The organism is Corynebacterium sp. TAE3-ERU16, from assembly GCF_019209935.1.
Lineage (GTDB): Bacteria > Actinomycetota > Actinomycetes > Mycobacteriales > Mycobacteriaceae > Corynebacterium > Corynebacterium antarcticum.
In genome coordinates this window covers 148,625-168,409 of sequence record NZ_JAHUTN010000002.1, presented here as the reverse complement: position 1 = coordinate 168,409, position 19,785 = coordinate 148,625, and the positions used below count along the sequence as shown (strand labels likewise).

Below are 19,785 nucleotides of genomic sequence, written 5' to 3'. Positions count from 1 at the left end.
CCGGAGGGGAAGGGGGTGGGTGGACCTTTAGAGTCCGTACTGGGCACGCATGCCGATGAGCTTCTCGATCTCATCTGCGGGCAGTTCACGTTCGCCGTCGATCAGGCGGGTGAGGAAGGTGAGTTGCGCCGTGTACTCGAGGCGCTCCATCTGGAAGTAGGCGTCCCAGACATCGGAGCCCCAGCTCAGTGCACCGTGCTGCTCCAGGAGGGCGACCTTGTGGGTGAAGGCGAAGGGCTCCACCGAATCCGGGACCGCCTCGGTCGAGGGGGTGCCGTACGGCGCCAGCGGGATCTCCGGCATGGCGATGACCGATTCGGGCATCATCTTCTTGGTCAGCGCCTCGCCCTTGATGGCGAAGGCGGTGCCGTGCAGCGGATGGGCGTGCACGCAGGCCTTGATGTCGGGGTTCACGCGGTACATCCGCAGGTGCATCTTCACTTCGCTGGTCGGCTTGTGGATCCCGCTGGGAGCGGGTTCGACGATGTCGCCGTCCAGGTTCATGAGGATGAGCTTGTCCGGGGTGAGCTGTCCCTTGGAGACGCCGGTCGGGGTGGAGAGGATGTGGTTGTCATCGACCTTGGCGGTGATGTTGCCGTCGTTGGCGGCGACCATGGTCCGCGACCACAGCATGTAACCCACCTTGCAGATGGCTTCACGCAGTTCCTGGTGGGAGTACTCGGTGTGGGACATTCTGGGTGTTCCTTTCATCGGATGAGAGTGATGGGGCGGTGCCGCACGGGGCGGCACCGGGGTGCGTCATTGGACCTCTGCGAGACGCCTGCGCATGTCGTTCCAGCGGGTCGGGTCACGTGGCTCGAATCGGAGGGGGGTGAACGAACGCTGTATGATCCCGTCGCGTTCACCCGGCTCGATCGCGCCGATCGCCTCGAACTGGCTGAGCAGGTTGCCCGCCGCTGAGGCTTCCGCGGGCCCGCTCAAGACCGGAAGGCCCGTCGCGGAGGCGGTCATCTGGCAGAGCAGACCGTTCCGGGAGCCACCGCCGACGATGTTGACCACCTTGGGGCGGGCCCCGGTCAGCTCCGTGACCTCGGAGATCGCGGTGGCGTGCGCGATGGCCAGCGACTCGAGGATGAGGCGGATGAGCTGGCCGGTGCTCTCCGGCTCCCGTCCGTACAGTTCCCGCATCCGGGCGTGGATCTTCTCGGGCATGTCACCGGGGGTGGTGAACACCTCGTCGTTCGGGTCGAAGACCATTTTCATGCTCGGGGCGGATTCCGCGGAGACCAGGAGCGCCGGGAGGTCGGTGCTCTTCCCCGCCTGCTGCCAGGCGCGCATGCAGTCCTGCAGGATCCACAGTCCGGTGATGTTCTTGAGGAGGCGGATGCCGCCGTCGATTCGGACCTCGTTGGTGAAGCCGCTGGTGAAGCAGGCGTCGCTGAGTACGGGTTCGTCGGTGCAGGCGCCGACCAGGGTCCAGGATCCGCAGGAGATGAACACCGACTCCTCGGCGGACACCTCGTCGTGCGGGATGGCGTGGACGGCGCAGGCGGTGTCGTGTCCGCCGGGGCGGACCATCGGGATCCCGGTGATGGTCTCCGGGCAGAGGACCATCGAGTCCCGGGAGATCTCGGAGAACCACCGCCGGGGGATTCCCAGGGCGTCCAGAACCTCATCCGACCACGTGGTGGCCCCCGGAGTGGCCAGACCGGTGGTCGATGAGATCGCGCGGCCGTGGGCCTGTTCCCCGCACAGCAGGGACGCGAAGTAGTCGGGGAGCAGCTGGACCCGTTCGACGGAGTCGACGAGCTCCGGGTGCTGCTGGAGGTCGGCGAACAACTGGTTCGCCGTGTTGATGTCTGCGGGCTGGATACCGGTGAGGGCGAAGGCCCGGTCCGCGGGCAGGGCCTCGGCGAACTTCTCCCGGTGTTCCGCCATCCGGGTGTCACGGTATGACCGCACCGGGAGCGCGACCTGCCCGTCCTTCTTGACGAGCGCGTAGTCGACGCCCCAGCTGTCGACACCGATGGAGTCGATCGCGATCGGGACCCGGGTACGGGCGATGGTGATTCCGGCGATCGCACCGTCCAGGAGACGGTCGATGTCCCAGGCCAGCGCGCCGTCAACGGTGTCCACCTTGTGCGGGAAACGATGGGCCTCCTGCATTTTCAGGGTTCCGCCGTTGAGGACTCCGACGATCGCGCGGCCGTTTGACGAACCGAGATCGAGAGCTACGGCGGCGTACTGGCTCGGGGACATGACAGTCTTCCTTACTTCAGTGAGGGGATGGGCGGGGGATCAGCGGTACAGGGGCCCGAAGTTCGCGCAGGCCCGGAAGTCCGCGCTCTCCAGATCGGTGGTGCCGAAGCTGGACCATGCCCGCGGGCGGAAGATGCGCTCGGGTTCGATGTTGTGCATGAACACCGGGATGCGGAGCATCGATGCCAGGGTCAGCAGTTCGTCGCCGAAGTGGCCGTAGCCGGTCGCCGTGTGGTTGGCGCCCCAGTTGTCCATCCAGTCGTAGACGCTGCGGTGTGCGCCCTCGCCCGTGAGACGCGGGGCGAAGAAGGTGGTCGGCCAGGTGGGGTTGGTGCGGTCGGCGATGGCGTCGCGAACCTCATCGGGCACCATGACCGTCCAGCCCTCGGAGACCTGGAGCGCGAGACCCAGGCCATCCACCATCACCAGGCGGGAAGCCGTGACCGGGAGGTCACCCGGGGTGTTGAAGTGGGTGGAGAATCCGCCGCCCGGGAAGTATTCCTTGATGGCCGCGTGGAACGTGCTGGCCTTGATGTCGGCCTCGATGTCCTCGTCGGTCATCTCCCACCAGGGCTTGATCGTGGGGTTGCCGTCAGCGTCCTTGGCGCCGCAGGCGCCGTCCAGAGTGGTCGCACCCGAGTTGCGGAGATCCACGAAACCGTTGGCCGCGTGTCCGCTGAGCTCGTAGCCGGTGACCCGCTTGACGGCCTCCGGCGACCAGTAGGTGCGCACGTCGCTGAACAGCTGGGCGCGGTTCGTGAGCAGGTTGTTGAGCAGCATGGCCAGTCCGTTGAGGACGTCACCCTCGGTGGCGAGGATGGAGGGCTGACGCTTGCCGTTCCAGTCGAAGCTGGTGTTGAGGATGGTCTCCAGCAGGTCGCCGTTGGGCTTGTAGTCCGTCCACTGGCGCTGACCCTGGAAGCCTGCCGCGATGGCGTCGTGGCCGTGGGCCTCCTCGGCGAAGCCCATCTCGGCGAGCTTCGGGTTGCCGTTCATGAGGTCGTTGGCGACGAGGGTCATCTTGGTGATGTAGTCCCACTGCTCCTCGTACTCGGCGTCGGAGAGTCGCTTGTCCTCCGGGTTGGGGTTCTCACCCTCGACGAAGTTCTCCCGCACCCACTTGCGGGCGATCTCGTACTCGTCCTTGTCGTAGATGCCCTGGTTGATGCGGCGGTCGAACTCGATCATGTCGATGTACTCGGACTTCAGTCCCAGGTACTTGAGGATGTCGACCTCGGGGACTCGGCAGCCGGCGATACCCATGGACACGGTGCCCATCGCGAGGTAGCTGCGGCCCTTCATCTGGCCGACGGCGATGGCGGCGCGTGCGAACTTGAGGATCTGCGCGACGACATCGTCGGTCAGTCCGTCGTCGGAGGCGTCCTGGACGTCGTGGCCGTAGATGCCGAAGGCCGGGATACCCAGCTGCGTGTAGGCCGCCAGTGCGGCGGCGAGGGTGACTGCGCCCGGGCGCTCGGTGCCGTTGAAGCCCCAGATGGCGTGGGGGATGGAGGGATCGAGGTCCATGACCTCGGTGACGTAGTTCCAGGAGGAGGTGACGGTCAGATCGGCGCCGACGTTGTGGGCGTCGAACTTCTTCTTGCAGGCGGCGGCCTCTGCGGCGCCACCGATCGTGGTGTCGGCGATGACGACCTCGACCGGCTCGCCGTCGGTGTAGCGGACGTTCTCGCGCAGAAGCTTCGCGACATTGTGCGCGAGCTCCATGGTCTGGTCCTCCAGGGACTCCCGAACGCCGCCGAGACGACCGTCGATGAGGGGGCGGATACCGATTGCCGGATGGTTGGTCATGATGGATCCTTTCCAGGTTGTGTGAACGATCCCATGTGGTTGGTGCGCTATCAACAGCAACTTCAAGCACTCCAGCCTGTGTTCGTCCACTGATGTGAACGTTCTTACCTGAGTGTGACGGAGGAGCCGCGTCAAAGTCAAGGGTGATCCACATCACTGTCACATAATGCCTGTTGAATGCCCCTTTATATAGGTTTCCCAGTGTTCGCAATCACTACTTGAGGAGATTGGGAGCGTTCACATATGGGCTTTTCCTGGCGGACCGCGGCCCCGGAGAGAAGCCGACAGGGCCAGAGCCGGTGAATGCACGAGGGCCCCGCCTCCGGGCGCAGGCTTGCGGAGTGCGGGGCGGGGAGATGTGGGAGGGAGTGGTGTCGCCGGGGGGTCGGCTAGTTGCGGAAGAAATGGCTGTAGGCCTTGGCGGCCAGGCCGAAGACGATGAGACACAGAACGAAGATGAACGCGACGATGCCGATCGACGCAAGGGGTCGATCAGCGTCGATGTACCCGGCCGTCCACGCCATCAGCAGCGCGAATGCGATGCTGGAGATTGTCAGTTCAGCTCTGGTTATGCCGTTGCGCCGCTTCATGACGGAAACAGTAGCAAGAAAAGAAAGACCACCGGAGGGGGTCCGGATCCACCGCGCCGGTGGTGTACGGAATCGCTCGTCCCGTGTTCTGACCGGGCCGGCGGCCCGGCCGCGGTCGTGGAGCCGCGAACAGGCCGCCGGCCCGGTGTCCGTGGAGTGGATCACCGCACGCCCGCCTTGGGCGGGCGCAGCGGATCGGGTCCGGGTGGGCGGCCGGTTACGGCAGGTACCGTCTCACCCCTGGACGAGGGTGTGGTACCCGTACCTGAATCAGAGCAGCGAGGCGTAGATCTCGCGGATTTCGTCGCGGGTGGCCTCACGCGGGTTGCCCGGGGTGCAGACGTCGGCGAACGCGTCGTCGGCGAGGGCGTCCAGGCCGGACTCGTCGACCCCGACCTCGGAGACCTTGGTCGGGTTGCCGACGCGCACGGTCAGATCGGCGACCGCGTCGCACGCCGCCTTGCGGGCCTCCTCGAGCGGCATGTCGTAGGCTCCCTTGACACCGAATGCGTCGGCGATGTCGCGGTACTTCTCCCCGGAGTACTCGGCGTTGTAGCGCATGACCGGGGCGAGGAGAATGCCGTTGGCGACACCGTGGGGCGCGCCGTAGCGGCCGCCCAGCGGGTGGGCCATGCCGTGCACCAGTCCCAGGCCGACGTTGGAGTAGCCCATGCCCGCGATGTAGCTGGCGTAGGCCATCTTCTCGCCGGCCTCCGCGTCGCCCTCGAGGGACTTCTCGAGGTTCTCCGCGGCCATCCGGATCGCGGTCATGTGGACCGAGTCCGACAGCTCCCAGGCTCCCTTTGTGATGTACCCCTCGATCGCGTGAGTCAGTGCGTCGAGTCCGGTCGCGGCCTTGAGTCCACGGGGCATCGAATCGGTCAGATCGGGATCCACGATCGCCAGGACGGGGATGTCGTGCGGATCGACGCACACGAACTTCCGCTGGTTGTCCGTGTCGGTGATGACGTAGTTGATCGTCGTCTCCGAGGCGGTCCCGGCGGTGGTCGGGATGCCGATGATCGGCACCGAGGGGTTCTTGGTGTCCGCGACACCCTCGAGGGAGATGACATCCGCGAATTCGGGGTTGGCGGCGATGATGCCCACCGCCTTGGCGGTGTCCTGCGGTGAGCCGCCACCGAGTCCGATCAGTGCGTCCGCACCGCATTCCCTGAACACCTCGACCGCGGCCTTGACGTTCTCCACGGGGGGATTGGGGCGGACGTCGCTGAAGATCTCGTAGGGGAATCCGGCGTCGTCGAGCAGATCGGTGATCTTCGCGGTCACCCCGGTCTCCAGGAGGATCGCATCGGTGATGAGCAGCACCTTGTTCAGGTTGCGGGAGCGCAGCTCGGGGACGAGGTTGGAGATCGCACCGCGACCGAAGTAGGAGGTCTGGTTGAAGATCATTCTGTGCGTCATGGGTTTCGACTTTCTGGGCCACGGGGGTGGCCCGGGTCAGGTCCGTTCGCCGACCGGGGTCCCGGGCGGCCGTCCGGAGATGATCGGACCTGTCTCAACCACACGCTGGAAACAAGTCCTTCAGAGCAACCGGACGCGATAACGACTATACGCCTGCGGAGTGAATGTGACCGTTCCCAGTGGGCGAGCTTCGTGTCACCTGAGGTATCCGCCGTGGAGGCGGCACCCGACAGCAGGGAAAGATCTTCCCCAGTCGGGCGGCGGGCCGGTCCGGGGCGGCGGGGAACCGGGGAGCGGAAGGGGATGGGATTGTCCCCGCCGGTCAGCGGTTCTCCGGCGCCCGCGAAGGATCAGAGTCGGTCGATCGCATCGATGAAGTTGTCGAGGTCCCGAGGGGTACGGGAGGTGATCAGCGTCCAGCCGTTCGCCGTGCAGACCTTCACCGACTCGTCCACGACGGTGGCGCCGGCGTTGCGCAGGTCCGTGCGTACCGAGTCGTAGCCGGTCATCGTCTTGCCGGCCGCCACCCCGCTCTCGATCAGAACCCACGGAGCGTGGCAGATCGCGGCGACGGCCCGGCCCTCGTCAGCCTGTCGCCTGACGAGGTCCCGGACGTCTTCATCCATGCGGGCGGCATCGGAGTTGAGGGTGCCTCCGGGCAGCACGACGACGTCGAACGGGCCGACGGCCTCGCTGAGCCGGACATCGGTCGGGATGACGGATGCCGGTTCCCTGTCGCCCTCGAGTGTCCGGACGTCCTCGCCGGTGGGGGTCGCGACGGTGACGTCGTGGCCGAGAGCCCGGAGCTTGTCGGCGGGCTGCACGATCTCCGCCTGCTCGGTGCCGAAGTCGGTGGAAACAATGATGATCTTTTTCTTGTCGGTCATGCCATGAGGTTAGGTACCTCAGCGGAACCCCGCCATGCAGGCGAGGCTCAGTCGACTCCGTCAGCGGCACCGGCATCCCCGGAGTCGGTGCCCCCGTTGCCGACTGGGACACCCTTGGTAGGGTGGCCGACGTCCGTAGCACCGAGTCCCGGAAGTCTGGAGTGGTTGTCGTGCCGTACAAGGTGAGAGCGGTCGTATCCAGGGCCAAGGATGCCCCCGTGGAAACCGTCACCATCAATGTCCCCGACCCGGGACCGGGAGAGGTGGTGGTGGACGTGCTCACCTGCGGGGTCTGCCACACCGACCTGCACTACAAGCTCGGTGGGATCGGGGACGAGTACCCCTATCTCCTCGGGCACGAAGCCACCGCGGTCGTCGCGGAGGTAGGGGAGGGCGTGACCAATGTCGCCGTCGGCGACCGGGTGATCCTCAACTGGCGGGCCGTCTGCGGGCAGTGCCGCGCCTGCGCCAAGGGGCAACCGCAGTACTGCTTCAACACCGCGAACGCGACCCGGAAGATGACCCTCGAGGACGGAACGGAACTGTCCCCGGCCCTCGGGATCGGTGCCTTCGCCGAGAAGACCCTCGTCGCGGCGGGCCAGTGCACCCCGGTCGACGCGGACGCCGACGCCGCCGCCGTCGGGCTTCTGGGCTGCGGCGTCATGGCCGGTATCGGCGCGGCCATCAACACCGGGGAGATCAGGCGCGGAGAATCCGTCGCCGTCATCGGCTGTGGTGGGGTCGGTACCGCGGCCATCGCGGGGGCACAGCTCGCCGGTGCGACGACCGTCATCGCCGTGGACCTCGATGACGGGAAACTGGCCACGGCCCGGGAACTCGGGGCCACACACACCGTCAACTCCGGTGACACCGATCCTGTCGCGGCCATCCGTGAGGCCACCGGCGGATTCGGCGCCGACGTCGTCATCGACGCCGTGGGGATCCCGGAGACCTACGAGCAGGCCTTCTACTCCCGCGATCTGGCGGGTCGTGTCGTCCTGGTCGGGGTGCCCAACCCGGACATGAAACTGGAACTGCCCCTCCTGGAAGTCTTCGCGCGCGGAGGCTCACTGAAGTCCTCCTGGTACGGCGACTGCCTGCCGTCGCGGGACTTCCCGATGCTGGTGGAACAGTACAAACTGGGCAGACTGGATCTGGATGCGTTCGTCAGCGAGCGCATCGGCATCGACGACATCGAGGAGGCCTTCGACAAAATGGGCAACGGCACGGTACTGCGTTCGGTGGTGGAGCTGTGATGGCCGCGCGCATCGAGAACGTCGTCACCTCCGGCACCTTCTCCCTCGACGGGGGAACGTGGGAGGTGGACAACAACGTCTGGATCATCGGGAATGACACAGAGGTCATCGTCATCGACCCCGCCCACGACCCCGCAGCCATCCGGGAGGCGGTGGGCGACCGGAGGGTCACGAGGATTCTGCTCACCCACGGTCACGACGATCACATCCGCTACGCCCGCGAATTCGCTGAGCTCGTCGACGCGCCCATTCACATGAACCCGGAGGACCAGGTGCTCTGGGAGAAGGTGTTCCCCGGCACGACCCCCGATCACCGGATCGCGGACGGCGACACCTTCGACATCGCGGAAACGACCCTCACCGCACTCCACACCCCCGGGCACTCCCCGGGATCGACCTGCTTCCACGCGGAGTCCCTCGGCGTCGTGTTCTCCGGGGACACCCTGTTCAACGGCGGACCGGGGGCCACCGGACGCAGCTACTCCGACTTCGACACCATCATCGAGTCCATCCGCGGGCGGCTGTTCACCCTGCCCGACGAGACCGTGGTCAAGACCGGACACGGTGAGGAGACGAGCATCGGTGTGGAGAAGCCGCATCTGCGGGAGTGGATCGAGCGCGGACACTGAGAGAGCCGGGTCTTCCCGCCGTCACCGACCGGCACCGCTGCCTCATGTTCCCGTGGCCGCCCGCAGCCACCCGATGTCCCCGGCGCCGGGCTGCCGGCGGCGCCGCCGTCCCCGACCCGCGTTCAGCGGAACGACGTCGACGGCGCTGACCACGGCTGCGAGCAACCGTATCGCCCGCACCGCGTCTGCGCGGGCGGCCTCCTTTCCCGTCGCGTTGAGGCCGACGTTCGCGGCACCGTCCGTGAGGATCAGCGCGCGGACCCGCCCGGGATCCTGCCTTCCGGCGATCCGGGCCGCCAGCAGCAGGGCCGACGCCAACGGTGTACCGCCACCGGTCGGAAGTGAACGCACGCAGTCGCGGGCGCGGGACACGGACTTAGTCGGGGGGAGCCCGACGTAGGCCTCCCGACCGCGGGCGATGACAATCGCGACCCGGTTCCGCTGCCGGTAGCCCTGTTCCAGCACACCCAGCGCCACGGCCTTCGCCGTGCGGATCGCCCCGACGCCCATCGACCCCGACGCGTCGACGACGATGACGACCAGCTCGCCGCCCCGGGACAGGCGCACCTGGGTGCGCAGATCGTCCCGTTCCAGGAGTACACCGCGGGGATCGTCCGGGTTCGCGCGTCGCCGGACCGGCTGCCAGGGGGCCGCGGTCGCGAGCGTCGGCGACAGTGCGAGGGACTCACCCGGATTCCGCATCGCCACGGAGCGGCGCGGCCGTCCGCGTGTCCGGGAAGGCTCGAGTGCGCCCCCGTCGCCCGGCCAGCGCGGTCCGCGGGCCCGCCCCCGGCCGAGTCGCGGTGGCGGGGGAGGGGACTCCTCCCCGTCGGCGTCCTGTGGCGGTTCCTCCACGTCCCGGGGACGCGGCGGTTCCGGTTTCTCTTCCGGTTCCTGATCCGGCTCCGTGTCCTCCGGAGGCTCCGGTTCCTCTGTGGGCTCGTCAGGTGGCGGCGGTTGCTGTGCCGGTGGTGGGGAGTCCGGCACCCGGGGTGCGACGATCAGCGCGTGCACCGCGGCCAGGATCTCATCCTCACTTGCTCCGGCCCGCGCGAGTGCCGCGGCGAAACGGGCGGCCGGGACATCGAGGCAGTGGGCAGCCAGCCCGGCAGCGGTGAGGAGATCCACGATCCGCTCGACCGGCACCTCCGCGCGGGGAGAACCACCCGCGGTCATTTCCCCGAGCACGCCTGTGCCGTCGAGAAGCGAACGGAGCACCGCGACCGGGTCGCCGCCACCGTCGTCCGTCAACGGGAGGATCAGGTGGCAGCGGTCCATCAGCGCACCCGGCACCTCGGTCAGATCCGCCGCACGCACGAGCACCCGGGGGCTCGTGATCGCGGCGGCCTGCTCCGTGGCGAGCACGTCACCGTGGGCCACCACCGCGGTCCGTGCGGTCCGGGTGGTCCGGTTGATCTCCGGCAGCTCCATCCCGGGCGTGACCGACACGCCACCGGCGAGTTCCCGGAGCGTCGGCCATGCGGCGTCGACGAGGGCCGGATCGCCGGTGACCACCAGCCCCACCCGCGGTGCACGGGCCCAGCCATCCAGCCAACGGTGCAGATCGGTGGAGATCACGCCAGCACCGAATCCAGCCGTTCCTCCACGTCCGCGGGCGTCTCGAAGGCCTCGCGGACGACACGGTGCCGCAGACACAGCTTCGCGACGGCGCGCACGTCCCGCTCCTCGACCGAGGACCTGGACTCGAGCGCGCCGTGCGCCGCGGCCGCACGGCTGACCACGAGTTCAGCCCGGTGCCCGACGGTGCCCGCGGCGGCACAGACCTCGATGATCCGTGCCAGCAGCCCGTCATCGAGCGTCACATCGGGCAGCAGGCCGCGGGCGGCCACCACCCGCTCACCCAGCTCATCCTGCCGGGCGGACACGGACTCCAGGAAGGAATCCGGGTCACGGTCGAAGGCCAGACGGTTGCGTACGATCTCCAGGCGGACCGCGGGATCGGTGATGGTGGTGACCCACGTCGCCAACCCGAACCGGTCCTGCAGCTGCGGCCGCAGATCCCCCTCCTCCGGATTTCCCGATCCCACGAGCACGAAGCGCGCCGGATGGGTGTGTGACACGCCCTCACGCTCCACGATGTTCACCCCGGACGCCGCGACATCGAGGAGCACGTCCACCAGGTGGTCGTCGAGCAGGTTGATCTCGTCGATGTAGAGGAAACCGCCGTGTGCGTCAGCCAGCAGCCCCGGGCGGAACTTCGTCTCCCCGCGGGCGAGGGCGGCGTCGATGTCGAGGGAACCGATCACGCGGTCCTCCGTCACACCCAGCGGCATGTCCACCACCGGAGTGCTCAGTCCCGCCCCTTCCAGAAGGGCTCCGAGAGCACGCACCGTGGTGGTCTTCCCGGTGCCCCGGTCGCCGAGCGCGAGCACACCACCGATCAGTGGATCCACCGCACACAGCAGCAGGGCGGTCTTCATCTCGTCCTGGCCGACGATTCCGGTGAACGGGTAGGTGGGCACTGGTCGGGCTCCTTGTCGGCGGACGGTGATGTACGGGATCAGGGTACCTCGCCGGGGGAACCGTGGCTCCGGTCGTCACGCTGCCATGTGCACCGGCATCCCCCGGGAACGCCCGTTGCCGTGAGCTGCGTGAAGTGTGATCACGGGCGGTCACCGGGCAGTCGGGGTACCGCGCCGTCCCCCTCACGGTCTCCATGGAGGTGGGAGACGCTTCAGACCCGCTGATCTGCACTGGGCAAAAAGAAACCCCAGCTGCATACCGACTCGGGTTCGGCAGAGGCGTGCGCTGGGGACTGCGTCAGAAAGGCTACTCCGATTCTGGAGGTTGAATCAAGTGGACATGCTGCCTGAACACCGGGTCGCACTGGACCGGTCGATCGGACCGGTGCGGATGGGAACCTACGTGGCTGCCGCCGAGGGGGACAGTGATCGGGCACGGGCACTGTACCTGTGGGGCCGTGAGCTGGCGGCGGCCTTCTCCGCGGACCTCGTGATTCTCGAGGTGGCGTTGCGCAACGCGATGTCCGCCCGACTGAAGGATGAATGGGGCTGTGAGTGGTACAGGAACACAGGCATGCCACTCGATGACCGGTCCCCGAACACCCTCAGCACAGCCTGGCGGAGAATCACGGGAGAGAAGACCGCGGACAGGCTCGTCGCACAGTGCATGTTCGGTTTCTGGCGTGGATTGCTCGACGCAGGGAGCTACACGGGAAAGAAACCACGGCGGATCAAATGCGATTACGAGGTGCTGTGGCGTGGTGTTCTCGACAAGGCTTTTCCCGGAGGTCGTGCCCTGGCGAGGGCCGAGAATCAACACCGGAACCGGGAGTACGCCTTCGCCGTTGTCAGCAGGGTCAACGAACTCCGTAACAGGGTCGCCCACCACGGGCCGTTGATCAACGGGCTTCCCCTACCGGGGCAGCGGGTGCGGGTGACCGCGATGGAGGCGCACGAGGACACCATGCATCTGGCTGCGATGCTCGACCGGGACCTGCACACGTTCCTCAGTTACCGCTCCAGGGTGCGGGAGATACTTGACGCCAAGCCATGACGGTCTCCCGGCGTCGTCCCCGCTCACACCTCCTCGATACCCTCCAGCACCCCGTCCAGCCGGTCGGCGATGTCCTCCAACCGGTCGAGCGTGTCCCGGTCGGCGTCCCACAGTCCCCGGTCGGCGGCCTCGAGCAGGCGGTTGGTCATGGAGTTCACCGCCGCGGGGTTGGCCCGCTGCATGCGCCCGCGCACGTCCTCGTCAAGGAGGAGATTCTCTGCGGCGCGGTCGAAAACCCAGCCGTCGACGGTGCCGGTGGTGGCCTGCATGCCGAAGGTGTTCTCGAGCCGGGTCCGAACCTGAGCGACTCCGGCGTAGCCGTGGGCGAGCTGCCCCTCGACCCACTTCGGGTTGAGCAGCCGGGTGCGTGATTCGAGCTGCATCGCGTCCCGGAGCGTGCCGACGTTGACGTCGGCCGCCCACGACTGGGAGACGAAGGACGCCGGCGCGTCGCCCCGGATCTGGGTGATCGCACCGGTAACCCCGCCGAGGAACTCGAAGTAGTGGTCGATTCCGGCGATGGAGGTCTCGGCCGAGTCGACGTTCTGGAAGGTGGCATCGACGGTGCCGAGCACCTTCCGCAGGACCGCGCCCGCGTCCGCGCCGTCGGATCCGGTGCCCCAGGCGTGGCCCATGCGGGTCAGGTACATCTCGGCGAGATCCTCCCCACCGTCCCAGTCGCCGGCCTGAACCAGCTTGTTCACCCCGGTGCCGTAGGACCCGGCCGCAGCGGAGAAGATCCGGGTCGCGGCCTCCACCGCCGTGGTGTCCATCTCCTCGGCGTGGGCGCGGGCGTGGGCCGCCAGAGGGTTGAGTTCATCGGGTTCGTCGAGCGCCGCAACGGCGCGCACCGCCTCGTCGAGGAGCTGCACAGGCTGCGGCAGCACATCGCGGCACACGCCGGACAGGGTGCACACCACATCGACCCTGGGGCGGCCGAGCTCTTCGGGGGAGAGGATGCGGAAGGTGTCCACCCGGCCCCGGGGTCCGGCGACCGGTTCCACGCCGAGCAGCGCGAACGCCTGGGCGAGGCCCTCGCCGCCGGTCTTGATGTTGTCGATGCCCCACAGCACGATCGCCACCGACTCCGGAAAGCTCCCGTGCGCGTCGACGTGCGCGGCGATGAGCTGCTCCGCGGTCTTCCTGCCCCGCGCGATGGCGGAGGCGGAGGGGACGGAGACGGGGTCGATGGCGTGCAGGTTCCGACCCGTCGGCAGGGCGTCGGGGCGGCGGGCCGGGTCACCACCGACGACCGGTGGGGTGTAGCCGCCGGCGAGGGCCCGGACCAGGGCGTCCAGCTCGGTGTTGGACTGCAGTTTCTGCTCCAGGTCAGCGAGGATCGCCGTGCGCTCCGGCTCGCCGGTTTCCGCGAGGTATGTGGCGGCGAGTTCCAGGGAGCGGGCCGTCTGCCGCCGCTCCATCGGACGCCCCACGGTGTGCAGGCCGAGGGCGATGGGGGAGCGGCGCACCCGTTCCAGTTCGCGCCGCAGCCCGGCCGGATCCTGCGCCTGTTCCTCGCTGAAGTCCGCGCGGAGCGCGGCGTCGGTGATCTCCCGCGGCACCGGTTCCGGTCCCGTGCCGGAGGACAGATGGGCGTCGAGAAGCTCGGCCAGCTCGTCCAGCGCGCCGTAGAGACCGGCGTCCGCCAGCGGTGGGGTGAGGTAGGTGACGAGGCTCGCCGCGGCGCGCCGTTTCGCGATGGTTCCCTCGCCGGGATTGGCCATCACGTACAGGTAGTGGTGCGGTACCGAGCCGGTGAGCAGGACCGGCCAGTCGGTGGCGGCGAGCCCGGTCTGGCGGCCGGGCATGAACTCGAGTGCGCCGTGTGTGCCGAAGTGCAGCATCACGTCGTGGCCGAAGACGTGTTCCAGCCACAGGTAGTAGGCGGCGAAACTGTGCGACGGTGTGGAGTCGTTCGCCATGAGCAGTTCAGCCGGGTCTGACACGTCCCCGAACTGCGGCTGCACGCCGACGATGACGTTGCCGAAGCGGGCTCCCCGGATGATCAGGTCGCGGCCGTCGGTGTCCACGGTGCCGGGCAGTCGCCCCCAGGGGCCGTTGATGCGTGCGGCGTGCTCACCCAGCACCTTCGCGTACTCAGGCGCCCGCCACCGGGCGAGCTCACTGGCCTGCGAGCGTGCCCCGCCTGCGCCGTCGCCGACGAGGATGTCCGTCAGTTCCTCGACGGTGTCCGGTACCTCGACGGTGTAGCCCTCCTCCTTCAGCCGACGCAGGAGCGCGTGGAGGGAGGCGAAGACGTCGAGCTGAGCGGCGGTGCCGATGGTGCCGTCGCCGTCGTAGCCGAAGATCGTCACCGAGACCTTCCGGTCGGCGGGTCGTGCCCGGCGTAGGTCGATGGTGCGCCGCACCCGTTCCGCCAGGCGCGCGACCGCCGTGTCGTCCGGGGTGAGGTGGTTCGTGTCCGCGTCGCGGCCCATGAACACCCAGGGCACCGTGGCGCCCTCGAGCTCGGGCACGGCGATGTTCATGCTCACCGCCGCGGGCCACAGGCCCACCGGCCCGGGGTCCGCGCGCCAGTCCGACAGCGTGCCGCGTTGCAGGGGGACCGGGGTCAGCAGCTGCGCGTCCGTCTCCTCCGCGAGTGCGGTGCCCTTGTCCGTGGCGGGGGCACCGTGGTTGCCGCAGGCGGTGAAGCCGGTGAGATTCAGCCACACGTCCACCCGGTTCTTCATGTCGCCCGGCATGTCCTCCGGGGAACCGAGCCACGTGCAGGTGGCGACGTCCAGACTGTTGAGGGCGCGGGCGATGGTGCGCAGATAGTCGGCGTCGCCCGCGGCGACGTTCAGGCCGGTGCCGATGATCCCGCAGGTACCCACCGGGTGTTCGGGCCCGCGACCGGTGTCGAAGATGCCCCGGGGGATGTCGTCGGGCATCGGCCCCGGGTCGACATCGGTGTGGCCCGCGACCAGGGCCGACAGTCGGCCCGCGTGCACCAGACGGCCCGGCGTGACCAGCCGCAGCGCGAGCGCGATCCGGGCCTCCGGCGAGGGATTCCTCGGCGGACGCCCCATCCCGGTGCCGTGTGCCGTGGCGATCTGGAGGGACTGTGCCACGGGCGGTGAGGAGAACAGGGGCCGTCCACCAACCGCGGCGAGGATCCGTTCGCCGAGCATCGGATTCATCGCCCCCTGCACCCACACCACGTCCGCCTGCGGGGGCAGGTCCTCGTCGAGGGGCACGCGGATCAGGCGGATGCCGTGCTCCCGGTCCAGCTCGTCGGCGGCGCGTCCGATGGTCAGTAGCGCCGGGCCGGTGAAACCCCAGGCGACGATGGTGGTGGTCATGTGTGGTGCGGCTCCGTGGGCGGGGACGAGGTCGGGACGGGAGGACGGTATCCACTGTAATGCTCCGGAGCCGCGGGCATGAGCTGCAGTTCAGGATCCCGCGGGAGCCGGTGGATGGTGCTCCGGTGGATACCGTCGATGAGTAAGGACCGGCCCGGCGGATGTCGGAAAGTGCTGGTGAGAAATGGCTTGAGAACTCCTACAGGCGAACCTGATCGGGGCCACCCGATTGTCGGTCCCGGGGAATCGGCGTTGACTCGGTGACGAACCATAATCCGCCGGTCGGGCGTTTTTCGGTCCGTCTCCCGGTGTTCCCCGTGGGGGGGGGGCTCGCCGGGAGCGTGTCCCCGCCCTTCCGTGGATCCGCGCAGCACAGACAGGGGAATTCCCCGCTGAGGATCGTCATGAATCAGGCCATCAATCAGGTATTGAAGTGGGTTTTCTACGGTGTCTCCGGGATCGGGGCGATCTTCGTCCTGCTCTGTCTGAAGGACGGCGACATCGTGATGGCACTGTTGGTGGCCGCCGTCTTCGGGGGTATGGCCCTGAAGGCGAGAACCGCCTATGAGGCGACCATCCCTGCAGAAGGGGTCGATGACCGGTTCGAGGGAACCACATTCATGTCCCTGGCGAAGAAGTACGAGCTGGTGGAGTTCTCCGAGGAGACGTCCCTCACGTTCGACGAGGTGTCCGAGGCGGCCGAGGAATCCGCTGACGTTCTCCGGAAGTCGGGGATCAAACTGGATCGGGTCGGTGAGAGTGACGAGAGCATCTGGTACGAGCTCAGCGACATCGTCGGGACCGGGCTCGACCGGTACCGGATCGACTACGCGGCCACTTCCCCGGGTCGCGCGACCGTGACCTTCACCGTCGAGGAGTACAGCTACGTACGGCAGATGATGTTCCTCGTCATCCCCGCCAGCGGACAACTGCCGACCCAGTCATTCAAGCTCTCGCAGAGGTTCACCACCTCCCTGCGTCGCCGCCTCAGCCCCGGGGTGACGGCGGACTGACGGTTCGCCCCGGCCGGTGCCGACCCCGCGCGGCGGGCGGGAAACCGGGGGAGGACCGGATCCGGGCGAGTGTCGACACGCGGGGAACGCCGACCGGCACCTTCCGTTGAGCCCGGAAACCGGCCCGGACTACAGTGGTTCCCATGAGTGAACAGAACGCCTCCGGGCAGGACCGACCCACCACGAGACAGCGTGTGCTGTCCGGCATCCAGCCGACCGCCGATTCCTATCACCTGGGCAATTACCTGGGTGCGCTGAAGCAGTGGATCAACCTGCAGGACGAGTTCGAGGCGTTCTACTTCATCCCGGACCTCCACGCCATCACCGTCGACCAGGACCCGAAGGAGCTGCGCGCCCGCACCGTCGGCGGTGCCGCCCAGCTCCTCGCCCTCGGCATCGACCCGGAGAAGTCCAGCCTGTTCGTGCAGTCCCATGTGCCGGAGCACGCCGAACTCGCGTGGGTGCTCACCTGCCTGACCGGCTTCGGTGAGGCCTCCCGCATGACACAGTTCAAGGACAAGTCGACCAAGCGGGGTGCGGACCGCACCTCCGCCGGACTGTTCGCCTACCCGATGCTCATGGCCGCGGACATCCTGCTCTACCGTCCGCAGTTCGTGCCCGTGGGAGAGGACCAGCGGCAGCACCTGGAGCTCACCCGCAACCTCGCGGAGCGGTTCAACGGCCGGTTCAGGAAGACGTTCCCGGTGCCGGAGGGATTCATCCCGACCGGTGCGTCGAAGATCTACGATCTGCAGGACCCGACATCGAAGATGAGCAAGTCTGGGGACAACCCCAAGGGCCTGATCAACCTGCTCGATGACCCGAAGGTCTCCGCCAAGCGGATCCGCAGCGCCGTCACCGACAACGACGGTGAGATCCGCTTCGACAAGGAAAACAAGCCGGGCGTGTCCAACCTCCTGGTCATCCAGTCGGGGCTCACCGGAACCAGTATCGATGATCTCGTGGCCGGCTACCAGGGCTCCGGATACGGCGACCTGAAGAAGGACACCGCCGAGGCCCTCGAGGCTTTCGTCACCCCGCTGCGCGCGAAGTACGACATGTACATGTCCGACCGCGCCGAGCTGGAGCGCGTGCTCGCCCAGGGGGCGGATCATGCCCGCGAGATCGCCTCCCGCACGCTCGCCGACGTCTACGAGAACATCGGTTTCCTGCGCCGTACCTAGCGCAGCATCCCCGCGTCAGCGTATCGACGGCCGCGCCTCCCGGAGGTTCGCGGCCGTCGCGCGCGTTGTGGGGGGTCAGCAGCGTCCGGTGACCTCGTAGTGAGCCCAGATGCGCTGTTGTCGCCCGTCGAGGGTGACACGCCCTCCGTAGGGTACGACCAGTTGTGGCAGGGTGTGGCCGAAAGGAACCCCGAAGCAGCACACCGCGTGCGGGGCATAGTGGTCAATGGTGCCGAGCACGGTGTCGCGCCAGGTGTCCGGGTCCAGGGTGCGCCCCTCGAGATTGGTGGTGGGCGGCGCAGCAACGAGGACGCCCGCCGCCTGCTGCAGGAAACCGCGTTCGCCGAACGCCCGCACGATGTCATTGATGCGCCCGGCGGGGGTGAGATCTTCGCACGCCTCGAGCAGGAGCACCGCGCCGTCGATACGTTCGGGCAGTCGTCCGGCGATGGCGATCTGGTTGAGCACCTCAATGCACCCACCCCAGGTGCGGCCGCTGACGCGTTCCGCAGGGCCGGACCACTGCCACGGGATCGGGGTGTGGCGGGGGCCGTCCTCGGTGAGCGACCGGGGATCCTCCCAGCTTATCCCTACACTCGCGCCCCACGAGGGTGCGGTCAGTTCGATGCTGTCCCCGGCGAGAGCGGCGCGCAGGGTGCGGAGGTGGGCGTCGTCAATGCCGGTGCCCGACCCGAGGTGCACCTGCGTGGAACCTCCGTAGATGCTGGGGATGCCCAGGGTATAGAGGAAATTGTGCAGGTTGGTGTTGTCGCTGTATCCGAAGAACTGTTTCGGGCGTGCCGCGATCAGATCGGCGTCGAGATGCGGAATCACGGTGATCTGGTCGTTTCCGCCGATGGTGGCGAAGACCGCGTCGATCGAGGGATCGGTGAACGCGGCGTGGATGTCGGCCGCCCGGGCTGCGGGGGCCGCACCGAGCTGTCTCGTCGTCGGATACTCGACGGGGTCCCATCCGAGTTCCCGCATCCGCCTCATGGCCTGCTCGTGTATCCCCGGGAACACGGCAGGTACGGCGAACGCGGGGGAGAGCACGGCGATCCTCATGGAGAGCAGTGTACGTCGCGCCCCGGGGTCCGGCCGCGAACGGACGTCGGGTCCGGCAGGGTACCGCGAACGGACCCCACGCTCAGGGAAGAGAGAATCGGCGCTTCCCGAAACCGGTGGATAAGGCCCGGATCGCACTGATGATACCGCTGAAGAAGTCTGTGAATGAGGTGTTTCCGAGAGAACCGGACAGTTTCTGCAGCACCGCCCCGACCCCATCGGCGGAGGCGCCGTCTCCCCCGCCGGGGCGGGGACCACGATGTCGCGGGGTGCCACGGTGAGTACCGGAGGCTGGAGCGTAGGTGTAGGTCGCGGTGGTGACGTCACCGGTACGGACCTCCCTGCCGCTGGACACCGCGTGAACGGTGACCTTGCCCGGCGTGGTGAACGTGTGCCGGAGAGCCGTGGCCTTCATGTCGGGGTCGGGTTCCGCGGTGTCCGGGAGGACGTCGCCGCTGTAGAACGAAACCGTATCTTCGACCCGGGCCCCGTCGGTGTCGACGGTGGCGGTGGACTCCGCGTCTTCACCGGCCGCGAAGGTGTCTCCCCCGGCGGGGAGGGTGCGGCTGAGCGTGGTTGGGGAGGGGGCACCCCGGGGTCTCGACCGAGATGCGGACGGCCTCGGGATCCGCCGCACTGCGGTGGTGCTCGTCCGTCCCGGTGCGCTCGGTGCGAAGGCTGTGAAGATGAACTCGTCGGGCCCGCGGGGTCGACGGGGCGGGACTGCGGTCCCGTACCCGTCGGTGGTGGCGGTACCGGTACGGACACCGTTGCCCGGGGATTCCCTCCGGCCGTCCGGTAGTGGACCGTGGAATCACGGTGTCACCGAGCGACGCCTGGGAGGGGATGGATCTCCACGTCGAGGGTG

At 67.9% G+C, this 19,785-nt stretch carries 16 protein-coding genes; 5 read left to right on the top strand and 11 right to left on the bottom strand.

Going from position 1 to position 19,785, the window contains the following annotated elements:
- Positions 1-27: 27 nt before the first annotated feature.
- The 6 genes from KRX55_RS02940 to KRX55_RS02915 form a co-directional block, all read right to left on the bottom strand.
- On the bottom strand, positions 28-693 hold the full coding sequence (locus KRX55_RS02940; protein WP_200255852.1) for a class II aldolase/adducin family protein: 666 nt from the start codon (positions 691-693) through the stop codon (positions 28-30).
- 66 nt (positions 694-759) lie between these two features.
- Positions 760-2,220, bottom strand: a complete 1,461-nt coding sequence (locus tag KRX55_RS11955) for a rhamnulokinase (protein WP_200255855.1) — start codon at positions 2,218-2,220, stop codon at positions 760-762.
- A 39-nt stretch (positions 2,221-2,259) separates the two neighbouring features.
- Entirely contained in the window at positions 2,260-4,029 is a 1,770-nt protein-coding gene (locus KRX55_RS02930) for an L-fucose isomerase (protein ID WP_200255856.1), read from the bottom strand.
- A gap of 389 nt (positions 4,030-4,418) precedes the next feature.
- The gene (locus KRX55_RS02925; RefSeq protein WP_200255857.1) at positions 4,419-4,619 is read right to left on the bottom strand and encodes a hypothetical protein; all 201 of its coding nucleotides are present in this window, start codon (positions 4,617-4,619) and stop codon (positions 4,419-4,421) included.
- 270 nt (positions 4,620-4,889) lie between these two features.
- Entirely contained in the window at positions 4,890-6,041 is a 1,152-nt protein-coding gene (gene fucO, locus KRX55_RS02920; protein ID WP_200255858.1) for a lactaldehyde reductase, read from the bottom strand.
- Positions 6,042-6,391: 350 nt separating this feature from the next.
- Complete coding sequence (locus KRX55_RS02915; RefSeq protein WP_218406348.1) at positions 6,392-6,928, bottom strand: DJ-1/PfpI family protein; 537 nt, start codon at positions 6,926-6,928, stop codon at positions 6,392-6,394.
- Between the two features lie 170 nt (positions 6,929-7,098).
- On the opposite strand from KRX55_RS02915, the gene KRX55_RS02910 reads away from it, so the two are divergent.
- Both KRX55_RS02910 and KRX55_RS02905 read left to right on the top strand, forming a co-directional pair.
- Entirely contained in the window at positions 7,099-8,184 is a 1,086-nt protein-coding gene (locus KRX55_RS02910) for an S-(hydroxymethyl)mycothiol dehydrogenase (protein ID WP_218406347.1), read from the top strand.
- A complete protein-coding gene (locus KRX55_RS02905; protein WP_218406346.1) occupies positions 8,184-8,813 on the top strand; it encodes an MBL fold metallo-hydrolase in 630 nt (209 codons plus the stop codon). Before KRX55_RS02910 ends, KRX55_RS02905 begins: the two co-directional genes overlap by 1 nt.
- 42 nt (positions 8,814-8,855) lie before the next feature.
- Here the strand turns inward: KRX55_RS02905 and KRX55_RS12005 are convergent, their stop codons facing one another.
- Together KRX55_RS12005 and KRX55_RS02895 are read right to left on the bottom strand one after the other, a co-directional pair.
- Positions 8,856-10,391 carry a VWA domain-containing protein gene (locus tag KRX55_RS12005; RefSeq protein ID WP_218406345.1) on the bottom strand — a complete coding sequence of 512 codons (1,536 nt, stop codon included), beginning with the start codon at positions 10,389-10,391 and terminating at the stop codon, positions 8,856-8,858.
- Positions 10,388-11,296, bottom strand: coding sequence for an ATP-binding protein (locus KRX55_RS02895; RefSeq protein ID WP_370625741.1), 909 nt, complete (start codon positions 11,294-11,296; stop codon positions 10,388-10,390). The genes KRX55_RS12005 and KRX55_RS02895 overlap by 4 nt, the downstream gene beginning before the upstream one ends.
- 340 nt (positions 11,297-11,636) lie before the next feature.
- Here KRX55_RS02895 and KRX55_RS02890 point away from each other — a divergent pair, with 340 nt between their 5' ends.
- Positions 11,637-12,350, top strand: coding sequence for a hypothetical protein (locus tag KRX55_RS02890; protein ID WP_218406344.1), 714 nt, complete (start codon positions 11,637-11,639; stop codon positions 12,348-12,350).
- A 23-nt stretch (positions 12,351-12,373) separates the two neighbouring features.
- Here the strand turns inward: KRX55_RS02890 and KRX55_RS02885 are convergent, their stop codons facing one another.
- On the bottom strand, positions 12,374-15,655 hold the full coding sequence (locus KRX55_RS02885) for a cobaltochelatase subunit CobN (RefSeq protein ID WP_218406343.1): 3,282 nt from the start codon (positions 15,653-15,655) through the stop codon (positions 12,374-12,376).
- A gap of 404 nt (positions 15,656-16,059) precedes the next feature.
- Here KRX55_RS02885 and KRX55_RS02880 point away from each other — a divergent pair, with 404 nt between their 5' ends.
- Positions 16,060-16,668 carry a hypothetical protein gene (locus KRX55_RS02880; protein ID WP_218406342.1) on the top strand — a complete coding sequence of 203 codons (609 nt, stop codon included), beginning with the start codon at positions 16,060-16,062 and terminating at the stop codon, positions 16,666-16,668.
- 143 nt (positions 16,669-16,811) lie between these two features.
- Positions 16,812-17,852: a tryptophan--tRNA ligase gene (gene trpS, locus KRX55_RS02875; protein WP_218406341.1), complete on the top strand. Its 1,041-nt coding sequence runs from the start codon at positions 16,812-16,814 to the stop codon at positions 17,850-17,852.
- Positions 17,853-17,927: 75 nt separating this feature from the next.
- Here trpS and KRX55_RS02870 read toward each other — a convergent pair whose 3' ends face one another.
- Together KRX55_RS02870 and KRX55_RS02865 are read right to left on the bottom strand one after the other, a co-directional pair.
- Positions 17,928-18,917, bottom strand: coding sequence for an LD-carboxypeptidase (locus KRX55_RS02870; protein WP_218406340.1), 990 nt, complete (start codon positions 18,915-18,917; stop codon positions 17,928-17,930).
- Positions 18,918-18,999: 82 nt separating this feature from the next.
- Positions 19,000-19,554: a hypothetical protein gene (locus KRX55_RS02865; RefSeq protein ID WP_218406339.1), complete on the bottom strand. Its 555-nt coding sequence runs from the start codon at positions 19,552-19,554 to the stop codon at positions 19,000-19,002.
- Between the last annotated feature and the right edge of the window lie 231 nt (positions 19,555-19,785).